This is a genomic window from Litorilituus sediminis, assembly GCF_004295665.1.
GTDB lineage: Bacteria > Pseudomonadota > Gammaproteobacteria > Enterobacterales > Alteromonadaceae > Colwellia > Colwellia sediminis.
Genome location: NZ_CP034759.1, coordinates 1603679 through 1616352, shown reverse-complemented (window position 1 = coordinate 1616352; position 12674 = coordinate 1603679). Strand labels below are relative to the sequence as shown.

Below are 12674 nucleotides of genomic sequence, written 5' to 3'. Positions count from 1 at the left end.
AATTTATCTTAGTTCACGTCGGGCTATTATCTAGTGCTAGTTCTTTGTTAAGATAATGCCTTTATTTAAAGCTTAGGTTCAGCAACCCTTTTGTTATGACAGAACAGACTTCTTTTCAGGCAAAATTTATCTTAGATAAAGCCCACTTTACTGAGTGCTATACGCAAACCAGCACAGTAGAGCACAATCGAAAAACTTATTTTAAGGCCAATATACTGACAATATTTGGTTTATTTATCCTTTTGTTTACACCTGTTAACCCGTACACAGCATGGTTTGTTATTGGTTTAGGTTTGGTGGAAAGCTTAAGTGTTTATTATCATCAGCCTTGGTGGGTTTTTAGGCAGATGCTAAGTAAAGCATCTAATAGTGAAGTAACACTGACAATTGATGAACAAGGCATTTTAACTGAGTCGTTTCATGTTAACGCTCGCTTATTATGGGCTGATGTCACCGATGTTAAAGAGACTGAACTCGGGTTTGTTATCTTCTTTCAGCTAGGAAAAAACCAAAGTAAGCACTATTTATCAAAAAGTATTTTATCGAGCGATGCGCAAGCGTTTATTAAAGCACAAGTTGCCCCGTCAACATAAAGGCTTTAGTTGAGCTTATTATGCAAAAGGCGAATCAAAACTTATTAGCAAAGCCAAGCTTTTTACTGTTATTTGCACTTTGTTGGCTAATACTGCTAATAAGTTCACCTTTTAGCCTCACTGAATTAACTAACTACATTACATTTAGCTTGCTTGGCGTGATAGGCGCTATATTTGCTAACTCTACCGGTGCTGGTGGTGGTGTCGTTTTTATTCCACTGTTTAATCAACTTAACTTTTCCGAGCAGCAAGCTGTAGCAACCAGTTTTGCTATTCAATGCTTTGGTATGACTGCAGGAGCTGCAAGTTGGTATTATCACTACCAAAGCCAGCAAAAAGCATTACGACTATGGCAAGGCTTTAAACGTATTATTGCCGTAACTGGCGTATGTTCAGTATTTGCTTTAGCTTGGGTTTTTAATGGCGACCAGCAAGGTCCTGCGTCACTACCTTTAGCGTTTAGCTGGTTTTCATTATTACTCGGTATATTTATCTTTATTAGCGTTTATGTTTCTAAACCAACGCGAGAGCGTAGCTTGCTAACACCATATGATTATATCGCTTTGGTAATCATTGGACTTTTTGGCGGAGCAATAACCGCTTGGTTAAGTGTCGGTGTTGGTGAAATTTTAGTTATTTATCTTATTATTAGGCGTTTTGATATTAATATGGCCATTGGCGCAGCTGTGGTGGTGTCAGCATTATCAGTATGGAGTGTTATTGGTTATGTACAAGGACAAGTTTATTGGCAAGTTGTGTTGTTTGCCGGTCCTGCTGCGGTACTGGGAGGTTTATTCGCTCGAATATTAGTTAGCCATTTATCTGCGGTAAAGTTAAAATTATTTTTTGCTGCTTGGTTATTGGTTTCTGGTGGTTTTGCCATAATTTAGGGTGAAATAAACCGTATTATTTTGATACAAATCAATAATGAGAATGATTCTCAAATGACTTGACACTCCTGTGGGCTCTTGTCACAATTTATTCCTTTTAAATAAGCAATTTGGAACTAATCCTATGTTTAAACACATCTTAACTGGCTTGCTTTTAGCCACAAGTTTAGCTGCGACTGCAAGTGAAGAAGTTAATGTTTACTCTTATCGCCAGCCGTTTTTAGTTAAACCCTTGTTTGATCAATTTACCGAAAAAACAGGTATTGAGGTAAATGTTGTTTTTGCCAAAAAAGGTATGGCTGAGCGTCTAGCAAGAGAAGGCAAATTAAGTAAAGCGGATGTGTTACTGACCACAGATATTAGCCGTTTAATTGAATTACGTGATAAAGGCTTAGTACAAGCGGTTGATTCAAATGTGCTAAATACTGTTATCCCTGAGCAATATCAAGCGCAAGATAAAACCTGGTTTGCCTTAACAACGCGTGTTCGTAATATCTATTCTGCTAAGCGTTTAGGTAAAATTGATTTTAATTATGAAGATTTAGCCGATGAAAAGTACCGCGGCAGAGTGTGTACTCGTAGCGGTAAGCACCCTTATACCGTGGCTTTAGTGGCGTCTATGATCAGTGAACATGGCGAGGCTGAAACGCTAAAATGGCTTGAAGGCGTTAAGGCAAATTTAGCGCGTAAACCTCAAGGTAATGACAGAGGCCAAGTGCAAGCGATCCATCAAAATTTATGTGATATTTCATTGGGCAACAGCTACTACTTTGGCAAAATGTTGAAAGATGAAAAGCAAAAAGTATGGGCAGACGCTGTTTATATTAACTTTCCAAATCAGAAAAACCGTGGCGCACACATTAATATTTCTGGCGTCGCTATGGCAAAATATGCACCAAATAGTGCTAATGCCAAAGCACTGATGGAGTTCTTAGTATCTGAATCAGCGCAAAAAATGTACGCTGAAACAAATATGGAATATCCAGTACGCGCGGGAGTTAAGGTTTCACCATTAGTTGCCTCGTGGGGAAGTTATAAAGCTGACACATTACCATTGGAAGAAGTGGCAAAAAATCGTAAACTTGCGCTCATGTTGTTAGACAAAGCCAAGTTTGATTTGTGATATCCCTCTATCATAGTAAAAAATGGAAATTTATTAGTTATTTAGCCGCTCTGGTACTTATGGTGCCAGTGTTGGTTATGTTAATTGGTGGTGTAGGCTCCTCAACACAGTTATTTGCTCATTTATGGCAAACTGTGTTACCTACTTATTTACAAAACACCCTAATGCTAGCGGCATTAGTGGTGTTTTTTTCGTTAATCTTTGGTGTCATTAGCGCCGCGATTATCAGCCAGACTAATGTTCTCTTTAAGCGCTATTTGCGCTGGATGTTATTGCTACCACTGGCAATGCCCGCTTATTTAGTCGCCTATATTTATACCGACTTATTTGATTATGCCGGCCCTGTGCAACGTTGGCTTAGAGCCAGCTTTAACTGGCAAAGCCCGGCGGACTACTGGTTTTTTGATATTCGAACACTTCCTGGTGCCGCACTTATGCTGGCACTGGTATTATTTCCTTATATTTATATGATCACTCGTGGGGCTTTTGAGCAGCAAGATCAAAGCTTGGCTCGCGCAAGCAGGTTGCTAGGGTTAACGACTAAGCAGAGCTTTTTTAAAGTGGCATTACCGCTTGCACGACCGGCAATTGCGGTATCGGCCAGTTTAGTGTTAATGGAGACCTTAGCTGATTTTGCCACAGTACAGTACTTTGCCGTTAATACCTTAACAACTGCTGTCTATGATACCTGGCTTGGTTATGGTGATATGGCAGCGGCTAATGCACTGGCGAGCATTTTAATGCTGTTAGTACTTTTTGTGATTGTTATGGAGCAGCGCAGTAGAGCCGGGCTTCGTCATCAAAGTGCCAGACCAAACCATAATAGAGATATTATTAAGCTTGGTGTTGTGACGCAAATACTGGCAAGTAGTTTTTGTTGGTTGCTGGTTGTTTTAGGCTTTGTACTGCCGTTTGCTTTGTTGCTTGCTATGGCGGTTGAGTACAGCACCTTAGCACAGTTAGAAGTATTGCTAGAAACTGGCTTAAATAGTATTAAAGTTTCTGTTATTGCGGCAACAGCAGCAGTCGCCATTGCTTTGCTGCTCGGTTTGTATCAAAGGTTACACGCTGATAAGTTTCGTCATTTACCTATTCAAGTTTCTGGCTTTGGTTATGCGATACCCGGTACTGTCTTAGCTATGGCGATGTTATCGACTTTTGGACCGCTAGATCATTGGTTAAACGATATAATGGAGTCATTTGGCCTACAAGCGCCAGGTTTGATTTTATCGGGCACCATGTTTGCGATGATATTTGCCTTTGTGGTTCGATTTTCGGCGATAGCTAACGGCACGATAACCAGTGCGATAAAACAAATTCCACCGTCATTAGATTACGCCCCGGCAACGCTTGGCGTGAGCTTAAATAAAGCCATACAGCGAGTGCATATGCCACTACTTAAACCGGCTATTTTGGTTGCCTGGTTATTGGTGTTTGTTGAGTCGATGAAAGAGCTGGCCGCGGTATTAATTCTCAGACCGTTTAATTTTGAAACCTTAAGTAGTCAGATATATCAATTGATTTCAGATGAAATGTTAGAGCAAGGCGCTTTAGGTGCTATTTTAATTGTTTTATTTGGTTTATTGCCCATTGTTTTATTAAACCGAACTAAGGAAACCTGATGACAGCGTTGCTAACGATTAACCAACTCAGCGTTAATTTACAAGATAAGAGTATTTTGCAAGATTTACAGCTAACACTTGCTCAAGGGGATATTCTCGGTTTAGTGGGACCAAGTGGTTGCGGTAAAACAACCTTGTTAAATGTTATTGCTGGCTTTATTGAGCCAAGCATGGGCTTTATTAATATTGATGGTGTTGATATTGTCAGTGACAGTACTTTTATCGCGGCGGAAAAGCGACATGTAGGTATGATATTTCAAGATTATGCCTTATTTCCTCATTTAACTGTGCGCGAAAATATTGCTTTTGGTATCGCGAAATTGTCAGCCGAGCAACAAGCTGTTCAAATTGATAATCTACTTAACTTATTGAAGCTTTCAGAGCATGGCGATAAATATATTCACCAGCTTTCAGGTGGTCAACAGCAAAGAGTGGCAATAGCGAGGGCGTTAGCTCCTCAGCCTAAATTACTGTTACTGGATGAGCCGTTCTCGAATATCGACGCTAGATTAAGAACTGAGTTGATGTTAGAGATTCGACAGCTACTCAAGCAATTTAATACAACGGCCATTTTTGTTACCCACAACAAAGATGAAGTGTTTACTTTTGCAGATAAAATGGCCTTGATGTCACAAGGTAAATTATTACAGCTTGATAGCCCGGCGATGATTTGCCAAAAGCCTAACAGTTGGCAAGTAGCAGATTTCTTACAGCTTGGCTCTTGGTTGCCTTGTCGAATTCTTGATGGCAAAGCACATAGCGCGTTAGGGGAAGTAGCATTACCGAAAAATACAGAGATCCCTCAAGCTAATCATCATCAGGTATTAATTAAGCCGCAGAACTTAATGCTTGTCAGTGATGCAGAGGCTAATGCTTATGTTGAACATATCAGTGTTACTGAGCAGGGCTATCATTATCATCTTGCCAGCATAAGTGATGAACATGACTTACACTTTGATAAACTCAGTTTTTACAGTGATCAGGTACTCGCGATAAAACAGGCGGTTGCGATTAAGGTCGAATCCGATAATTTATTATTATTTGCCAAAGAAGATATTGTCTAGTAGTCGATTTTTGTTTATTTTGGTGTTTTTATAGTAATCAATTCTCGTTGTGTTAACACAGGCTAGGGAATAAAGATTAAAAAATAAGGTTTAAGGATATGAAACTTATTGGTTCGATAACATCACCCTATGTACGCCGTATTAGGCTCTATTTAGCCAGTCTGCAACATCATGATTATCAGTTTATTAATCTTGATATTTTTTCGCCCAATGACAGGGAAGTACTGACCGAGAATAATCCTGCACAAAAAGTGCCTGCGCTTGTGCTGGATAATAATGACAGCCAAGAGGTTGATTGCATTTATGATTCACGTGTTATTTTTAGATACCTGCAACAGCACTTTAATCAAGAGCCACTGACTTGGCAGCAAGAGAACCTATTAACATTAATTGATGCCGCTAATGACTCCTTTGTTAGCTTATTGCTTTCAACGCGTTCAGGCCATGATGTCAAAGATGATAAGCTGTTTTTTAATTTACAGCGTGAGCGGATAGAGACTGTGCTAACTGAGCTGGAAAAAGATGCCGCTAAGCAAGCGTTTTCAAGCTGGTCATATCCAAGTATCTGTTTATTTTGTTTACTTGATTGGATTCGTTTTCGAGCTTTATATGATGTTGAGCCATTTCCGCATCTATCGGCATTTTATCAACAAAGTTTACAAGGAGAGTTTAAGTTAATCATTGAGCAAACCGATCCCCGTCAGTGATGATGACTTTTACTGTCATATTGACATTCTACTAAGTGTTACACAGGCGTTACAACATCTTACAATGTAGCGCTTAGCTTTCTCTTATCATTTCAGTGTAGAAAAAATAATCTCAAAGCAAGTGCTTTTCCTTATGCGCTTTTGTTTTGAACTGAATGTTTAAGGAGAAAAGTTATGACTGCATATACAAACCTTATTGAAAAAGAGTCAATGTATCAGGCTCCAAAACAACTTGCCCCTCAAGGTAATATCTTGCTTATTGAGAATGATTTGTTTCTATCAAATTCTCTTAAGTCATTTTTATCTAGAAAAGGCTTTGAGGTAGAACAAACGCGCCATCAGGCCGATTTGAATGAGGTTATTACCAGCGCACAAGCAGATATGGTATTGCTTGATATTGGCTTTGTTAGCCTTGAACAGCTGTCAATAATTAAAGAGATCCGTGAAACCTTTACCGGTTTACTGATTGTACTGACTTCTCGCGATAGTGAAGCAGAGCAAGTTAAAGCCTTTAACTTAGGGGCTGATGATTATTTAGTGAAACCTATTTCAATAAATATTCTAACGGCTCGGATTACGTCACTATTTCGACGACAACAAGATAGAGTAGATTACAATGAAGCTAGTGATATATCTTTAGCCGAGATATTGTTACAGCCTAAATCGCAAAAGTGCTTTGTTAGCGGTAAAGCGGTTAAGTTAACGGGATTTGAGTTCAACTTACTGAAATTACTAATGCAGCATGAAGGTAGGATTTTAACGCGGGATGCGATATATACTCAGTTGCTTGGGCGCGCATATAACGGTGTTGAGCGTACTGTGGATGTAAGAATGTCGCAACTTAGAGAAAAGTTAGCGCTTGAAGGCTTAAAGCAAGTACAGATTGAAACCATTTGGGGACAAGGTTACATGCTAACTAAGTTAAATTAAGCCGAGCTAAGGTTGAGCTAGTGTTTAGAACGAATAGCTTGTTCCTATCAAGGCGATGCTGTTAGTGTTTTCGCCTTGGTAGGCTCTATTAAGCTCTGTTGTTGGTACTGAGTGAACAATACCACCACTTACTTGCCATGACGGTGTTAATAAATAGCTACCAACTAAGCCATAGTGACTGGTATTTTGTCGTTCAATAGATAATTGCTTATGATTTAAATGCTGACTTAAAGAAGTACTTTGATTATTTAATTCTGGGTTGTGGTTTGCTGTCATGGCAATATTAAAATTGTCAGTTTTATGTATGGTTAATTGTCCGGAAAAGTGAAAACTCTCGTTTGATATCTCCAATGGCGCAACAAGCAGCTGCTGGATATCAGCATTACTTGTATAGCTGGTATCAATAGCCAGTTTGGCAAAGCTTGCTTGGCTTGTTTGTGTTGCTGTGACTGACGTTAAGCTTAAGTTACGAACCATTGGTGCATTATCTTCAAGCTCCAAAGAATACGCAGCAAACGAGTGCATTACCGCTAAAATTGCAATTACTAGTCTCATGTTATTCCCTGCTGGTATTATTATAATGTTTTTTATTGTGGTCTTTCTAACTATAGCCAAGCTTGATAAAAATGCTGGCTAAAAGAGAACTAATTTGCAGATTTTTTACTTTAAATATAGGCAAATTTAACTAACTTGTTGAATTAAAAAGTTACCTAGCTAAAAAGAATTTTAAATATCTTTGACAGAGTAAATTTACCCAAAACAGTTGTTTTTCTGTATACTCGCTCTCTTGTTTTTGTATTGATGCTTTGGGAGCTTTAATTGCTAGCTGTTGTACGCCTATTATTAATGGCGATTGCCATGATATTGATAAGCATTATTTCGTGCTGTTATTGTTTGTTTAAACCATTTCACCGCGATAATGTATATCATGCTGCCAGAGGCGTGAGCCTTTTAAGTAAACTGGTGGGAATAGAAGTAGAAGTGAGGATCTCTAAAGAGATTGCTCAGCTATCTCCCGTGGTTTATGTCGCTAATCATCAAAACAATTATGATTTACTTACCATGAGCCACGCAGTCAGACCTTCAACGGTAAGTGTGGGTAAAAAAAGTTTAAAATGGATTCCCTTTTTTGGTCAAATGTATTGGTTAACAGGCAATATTTTAATTGATCGAGTCAATACCAGTAAGGCGATTAATACCATCAGCATGACCGCAGAAAAGATTCGCGAAAAGCGTTTATCTGTTTGGTTATTCCCAGAAGGGACTCGAAGTAATGGCCGAGGTTTATTACCGTTTAAAACTGGCGCTTTTAGAACAGCCATTCAAGCTAACGTCCCCATAGTGCCTATTTGCGCGAGTAATCAACAGGGCAATATTAAGTTAAATCGTTGGCATAATGGTAAAGTTATTATAGAGTTTCTTGCGCCGATTTATGCTGATGATGGCTCTCGAGAAGGTATACGTAATACCGCTGATATTGTCCATGCTTTGATGAAAGAAAAGATAGCTCAATTATCAGCTGAAGCGGCGTTAGAAGATAAGCCATCATTGACATAATATTAGATAACATTAGGTACAAACATGAAAAATGAAGAGCTACAGCATTGGTTAGAGCACACAGAACAGCTGATTCAAGAGTTGTTAGAAGACGGTACGAATGATGAAGTTTATCACACTATCGAGCATCATTTTGCTAGCAGTAATTTTGATACGCTAGAAAAAGCCGCAATTGCTGCGTTTAAATTAGGGCTAGATGTTGAAGAGCCAGAAGAAGCTGAGCTAGAAAATGGCGCTAAAATCTTTGCTTTTGATATTGTTACCGAGCAAATGCTTGATGTGAAAATACTTAAGCAAGAAACAGAAAAAATGTATGAGCTTGCTCAGCAGTGTCAGGTTGATTATGACGGCTGGGGAACTTACTTCGAAGAATAATTGAATAAATAATCTATAATAGGCTAGAATAAATTGAGCATTGATTGATGCATTGTTGATCATAAATAAAGGAGTTTTGCCATGGAATGGATTCAAGGTGCCTTGTTGCACGAGCCAGTTGTATTATTTGCATTGGTTTTTATTATCTTCGCTATTTTTATTTTTGCAGCTCGCAGGGCGCACTTAAATCATGTAGAGCGGATGCGAAAAATAGATGAAACCTTTAATCCAAGAGAAAGTTTTCATCGCAAGTATTGAATTACATTGAACTTTATAGAGCAAAAAGCTAACCAAACTGGTTAGCTTTTTTGTTTTTAGCTGTCCCGTCCTAAAAGTGTAAACACATTTCAGGACGGGACAAGCTTAGTTGCTGTTTAAGCGTTATTACGCAGAGGTTGAGTCTCTAACAACCAGTTGTGGAATATACTGGCTAGTGGTGGTTTTGCTTTCTTGTTTACGTACTTGGGCAATCAATAAGTTGGCAGCATCTTGAGCAATTTCTTTGTTCGGTTGATCGGCCGTGGTTAACTTAGGCCAGGTTTGACGCGAGAAGGGGCTGTTCTCAAAGCCAGCAATTGAAAGTTGCTCAGGTATAGCAATATTCATTAATCTTGCTGCAAATAAAGCACCGGCAGCAATTTCATCGTTACATGAGAATACGGCTGTTGGGGTAATATCATCAGCTGAGCTTGCCGACATAAGTTGCTTTGCTCCTTGTACGCCTGATTCAAATGAGTACTCACCTTCAACGACTAGTCGTTTATCAAAAGCGATATCATTAGCTTTTAATGCTCGTCGATAGCCTTTATATCGTTCAATGGTTGACATATGCTCAGCATCACCCGCGAGAAAGCCAATTTTCTTATGGCCAAGGTCAATTAAGTGTTGAGTTATGGTTTGCGCCGCTTCCCTATCATTTACCATAACACATGGAGTTAATTCATCTGGCGCGATATCGCCCGACATAATACGAACAACCTTGACATCAAGCTCTGTCATACGTTTAACGAATTCAGGCATCTCTGAAAAAGGGGGGGTTAAGATTAAACCTGCGGTGCGCGAGTGTTTGACCATGTTAACCACTTCATCAGCGATATTGGCATTTTTTGCATCACATGGGTGGATCAGCAACTCGAAGCCTTGTTGACGACAGGCTGATAAAATACCTTCTTGCATATCAATAACATAGTAGGCATTCGGGTTGTCGTAGACATAGGTGATACTGAATGATTTAGTACCCGCGAGATTTCTTGCAGATAAATTGGGTTGATAATTTAATTCATCAACAGCAGCTTGTACTTTTTCCCGTGTTAATTGCCTAACGGATGGCTCATTATTTATGACTCGAGATACTGTTTTTATCGAGACTCCCGCGTGTTTTGCTACATCGTTTATCGTCGCTTTCATGGGTTGACTAAGCCTTACTCGTTATTATTTTTTGTATACTATCTTGTTATTAGCGGCAATAGGGTAGTGTTTCCTGCGCAAAGCGGCAATAACTAATGCAATTTTTATCTAAATTATTATGCCATATCATGCAAAATTACCATTATTTAAGCAAGAATAGCAATTGACAGCGCTGTCATTATTTAATAGGGTAGCATAAAATCAATAAAAATACATAATGGCTCAGTTGAACATTTGGGGTGGCTTGTTGATGTGTTAGCCGCTAGTTCAATGTATCATTTAATCGAAAACTTATTTTATTTACAGGAAAAAATATGTCAGCTCGTCAAACATTAGCCAGTTGGAAGAAGTTGCAACAACTCGCGCAGGTGAAAAAGTCTCAGCATATGAATACATTGTTTGCCGAGGATAGTGACCGTTTTAATAAGTTTTCTATTGAATTGCCCAATATGCTGCTTGATTACTCGAAAAACTTAATTGATAGCGAAACGATTGATAGCTTATTGGCACTTGCCAAAGAGACTGAAGTTGAGCAGTGGCGTGAGCGCATGTTTCGTGGTGATAAAATCAATAAAACCGAAGATCGCGCTGTACTGCATACCGCGCTGCGTCGTCAAAGTGATGAGCCGTTAATACTTGATGGCGAAAATATCACTGAACATGTTCAGCAACAGTTGGTAAAAATGGAAGCGTTTGTTAATAAAGTACGTGAAGGCCATTGGCAAGGTTATTCAGGTAAGCGCATTACCGATATTGTTAATATTGGTGTAGGTGGCTCAAATTTAGGGCCGCAAATGGTCACTGAGGCCTTAAAACATTACAGTGATAATAGTGTTAATGTGCACTATGTTTCTAATGTTGATGGTGCGCAAATTGTCGAAATTTTACGTCCTTTAGATCCTGAGAAAGTACTTTTTATTGTCTCAAGTAAAACCTTTACCACAACTGAAACCATGACCAATGCAAGAACGGCAATTAATTGGTTAACCAGCTCTTCTTTCGATGAATCTTCTGTTGCTAAGCACTTTGTTGCGGTAACGGCGAATAAAGAAAATGCCATGAGCTTTGGTATTGAAGAAGACAATATTTTTGATATGTGGGATTGGGTTGGTGGCCGCTTCTCCCTTTGGTCTGCCATAGGTTTAGCCATTGCACTTGATTTAGGCTTTGAGAAGTTTAAGGAGCTACTCGAAGGTGCGCACGATATGGATCAGCACTTTATCAAGGCGCCACTAAAAGACAATATGCCGGCAATTATGGCGCTTATTAGCGTGTGGAATACCACATTCTTAGGCTCTCAATCACAAGCCATTTTACCTTATGATCAAACCTTACATATGCTGACGGCGTATTTACAACAAGCTGAAATGGAAAGTAATGGTAAGTCAGTAACTTGGCATGGCGACGAAGTTGATTACGCAACCGTTCCTTCGATTTGGGGGGAGTTAGGAATTAATGGTCAACATGCGTTTTATCAGTACTTACACCAAAGCAATAATGTTGTTCCGGCTGATTTTATTGGCTCAGTGGAGAGTGTCACGCCAGTTAAAGGTCATCATGAAACCTTAATGGCTAACTTTTTTGCCCAAACTCAAGCATTAATGGCCGGGGTTGACGAGAAGCAAGTAAGAGCGGATTTAAAAGCGAAAGGGCGCACAGCTGACTACATTGATAAAGTAGCACCACATAAAGTGCATAAGGGCAATAGACCAACCAATACGATTTTATTAAAACGTATTGATCCGAAAACGTTAGGTAGCCTTATTGCCGCCTATGAGCACAAAATTTTTGTTCAAGGTATTATTTTGCAAATCTGTTCATTTGACCAATGGGGCGTTGAATTAGGTAAAGGTTTAGCGGCTGACATTCAGCATGAACTCGAAAATGATGCTATTTCTGAGCATCATGACTGTTCAACTGCTAGCTTGATGAGATTTTATCAAAAGGCAAAGTAGTTTCTAAATTAGATGAACAGGATTAGCGCGTTATCTGTTCATTTGTTGTCATTTTGTTGTGATTATTGTTTTAAAAAGCCAATTGTTACTAAGCTAACAATTGGCTTTTTTGTGTAAAGAACAGTTTACCTTGTGAAAATTCATCCTTTATAATTGAATTTATATGCAAATATGTGAATATCGAGTTGTTTTTTTAGACGTTTTTTGGCTGTTTTTTCTTAAAACTTGAAAAATAATACAAAAGTTACAATATTTAAAATTTAATAAAATCAGGTACTTATGTTGTTTTCGACTGTTTTCAGGCAATTTTTTGTTAATTTAATCTAGCCAAATGTAAAAATAAACGGTATGGTTTTAGGTGTCTTATGACAGCGTTGTCATGAATTGATGACAGCGCTGTCGTAAAACATGAAAATTATTATACCTAGTTATTAAAAAATATTTTAAAAAA

General features: G+C 38.7%; 13 protein-coding genes. 11 read left to right on the top strand and 2 right to left on the bottom strand.

What is annotated here, in order from left to right:
* Nucleotides 1-95: 95 nt before the first annotated feature.
* The 7 genes from EMK97_RS07225 to EMK97_RS07195 all read left to right on the top strand — a co-directional run bounded on the left by EMK97_RS07225 (nucleotide 96) and on the right by EMK97_RS07195 (nucleotide 6929).
* Nucleotides 96-593: a YcxB family protein gene (locus tag EMK97_RS07225; protein ID WP_130600776.1), complete on the top strand. Its 498-nt coding sequence runs from the start codon at nucleotides 96-98 to the stop codon at nucleotides 591-593.
* 20 nt (nucleotides 594-613) lie between these two features.
* Complete coding sequence (locus EMK97_RS07220) at nucleotides 614-1483, top strand: sulfite exporter TauE/SafE family protein (protein ID WP_130600774.1); 870 nt, start codon at nucleotides 614-616, stop codon at nucleotides 1481-1483.
* Nucleotides 1484-1607: 124 nt separating this feature from the next.
* Complete coding sequence (locus EMK97_RS07215) at nucleotides 1608-2606, top strand: extracellular solute-binding protein (RefSeq protein WP_130600772.1); 999 nt, start codon at nucleotides 1608-1610, stop codon at nucleotides 2604-2606.
* Nucleotides 2603-4228 (top strand): ABC transporter permease, encoded by a 1626-nt coding sequence (locus EMK97_RS07210; RefSeq protein ID WP_130600770.1) that lies wholly within the window; start codon nucleotides 2603-2605, stop codon nucleotides 4226-4228. Before EMK97_RS07215 ends, EMK97_RS07210 begins: the two co-directional genes overlap by 4 nt.
* A complete protein-coding gene (locus EMK97_RS07205) occupies nucleotides 4228-5292 on the top strand; it encodes an ABC transporter ATP-binding protein (RefSeq protein WP_130600768.1) in 1065 nt (354 codons plus the stop codon). Before EMK97_RS07210 ends, EMK97_RS07205 begins: the two co-directional genes overlap by 1 nt.
* A 98-nt stretch (nucleotides 5293-5390) precedes the next feature.
* The gene (locus EMK97_RS07200) at nucleotides 5391-5999 is read left to right on the top strand and encodes a glutathione S-transferase family protein (RefSeq protein ID WP_130600766.1); all 609 of its coding nucleotides are present in this window, start codon (nucleotides 5391-5393) and stop codon (nucleotides 5997-5999) included.
* Between the two features lie 174 nt (nucleotides 6000-6173).
* Nucleotides 6174-6929: a response regulator transcription factor gene (locus tag EMK97_RS07195; RefSeq protein ID WP_130600764.1), complete on the top strand. Its 756-nt coding sequence runs from the start codon at nucleotides 6174-6176 to the stop codon at nucleotides 6927-6929.
* Nucleotides 6930-6953: 24 nt separating this feature from the next.
* On the opposite strand, the gene EMK97_RS07190 is transcribed toward EMK97_RS07195, so the two are convergent.
* Nucleotides 6954-7484, bottom strand: a complete 531-nt coding sequence (locus EMK97_RS07190) for a hypothetical protein (protein WP_130600762.1) — start codon at nucleotides 7482-7484, stop codon at nucleotides 6954-6956.
* Between the two features lie 264 nt (nucleotides 7485-7748).
* Here EMK97_RS07190 and EMK97_RS07185 point away from each other — a divergent pair, with 264 nt between their 5' ends.
* The 3 genes from EMK97_RS07185 to EMK97_RS19035 all read left to right on the top strand — a co-directional run bounded on the left by EMK97_RS07185 (nucleotide 7749) and on the right by EMK97_RS19035 (nucleotide 9119).
* Complete coding sequence (locus EMK97_RS07185; RefSeq protein WP_130600760.1) at nucleotides 7749-8486, top strand: 1-acylglycerol-3-phosphate O-acyltransferase; 738 nt, start codon at nucleotides 7749-7751, stop codon at nucleotides 8484-8486.
* Nucleotides 8487-8510: 24 nt separating this feature from the next.
* Complete coding sequence (rraB, locus tag EMK97_RS07180) at nucleotides 8511-8861, top strand: ribonuclease E inhibitor RraB (RefSeq protein WP_130600758.1); 351 nt, start codon at nucleotides 8511-8513, stop codon at nucleotides 8859-8861.
* Nucleotides 8862-8942: 81 nt separating this feature from the next.
* Nucleotides 8943-9119: a hypothetical protein gene (locus EMK97_RS19035; RefSeq protein ID WP_170176733.1), complete on the top strand. Its 177-nt coding sequence runs from the start codon at nucleotides 8943-8945 to the stop codon at nucleotides 9117-9119.
* Nucleotides 9120-9245: 126 nt separating this feature from the next.
* Here the strand turns inward: EMK97_RS19035 and EMK97_RS07175 are convergent, their stop codons facing one another.
* Nucleotides 9246-10268 carry a LacI family DNA-binding transcriptional regulator gene (locus EMK97_RS07175; protein WP_130600756.1) on the bottom strand — a complete coding sequence of 341 codons (1023 nt, stop codon included), beginning with the start codon at nucleotides 10266-10268 and terminating at the stop codon, nucleotides 9246-9248.
* A 314-nt stretch (nucleotides 10269-10582) separates the two neighbouring features.
* Between EMK97_RS07175 and pgi the strand changes: the two genes are divergently transcribed.
* Nucleotides 10583-12223, top strand: coding sequence for a glucose-6-phosphate isomerase (pgi, locus tag EMK97_RS07170; RefSeq protein WP_130600754.1), 1641 nt, complete (start codon nucleotides 10583-10585; stop codon nucleotides 12221-12223).
* Nucleotides 12224-12674: the final 451 nt, after the last annotated feature.

Bases quoted from the DNA above. Each gene is read 5' to 3' on its own strand.
- EMK97_RS07175 (WP_130600756.1), bottom strand. From the start codon at position 10,268: ATGAAAGCGACGATAAACGATGTAGCAAAACACGCGGGAGTCTCGATA.
- EMK97_RS07200 (WP_130600766.1), top strand. From the start codon at position 5,391: ATGAAACTTATTGGTTCGATAACATCACCCTATGTACGCCGTATTAGG.
- EMK97_RS07215 (WP_130600772.1), top strand. From the start codon at position 1,608: ATGTTTAAACACATCTTAACTGGCTTGCTTTTAGCCACAAGTTTAGCT.
- EMK97_RS07195 (WP_130600764.1), top strand. From the start codon at position 6,174: ATGACTGCATATACAAACCTTATTGAAAAAGAGTCAATGTATCAGGCT.
- EMK97_RS07220 (WP_130600774.1), top strand. From the start codon at position 614: ATGCAAAAGGCGAATCAAAACTTATTAGCAAAGCCAAGCTTTTTACTG.
- rraB (WP_130600758.1), top strand. From the start codon at position 8,511: ATGAAAAATGAAGAGCTACAGCATTGGTTAGAGCACACAGAACAGCTG.
- EMK97_RS07205 (WP_130600768.1), top strand. From the start codon at position 4,228: ATGACAGCGTTGCTAACGATTAACCAACTCAGCGTTAATTTACAAGAT.
- EMK97_RS07225 (WP_130600776.1), top strand. From the start codon at position 96: ATGACAGAACAGACTTCTTTTCAGGCAAAATTTATCTTAGATAAAGCC.
- pgi (WP_130600754.1), top strand. From the start codon at position 10,583: ATGTCAGCTCGTCAAACATTAGCCAGTTGGAAGAAGTTGCAACAACTC.
- EMK97_RS07190 (WP_130600762.1), bottom strand. From the start codon at position 7,484: ATGAGACTAGTAATTGCAATTTTAGCGGTAATGCACTCGTTTGCTGCG.
- EMK97_RS19035 (WP_170176733.1), top strand. From the start codon at position 8,943: ATGGAATGGATTCAAGGTGCCTTGTTGCACGAGCCAGTTGTATTATTT.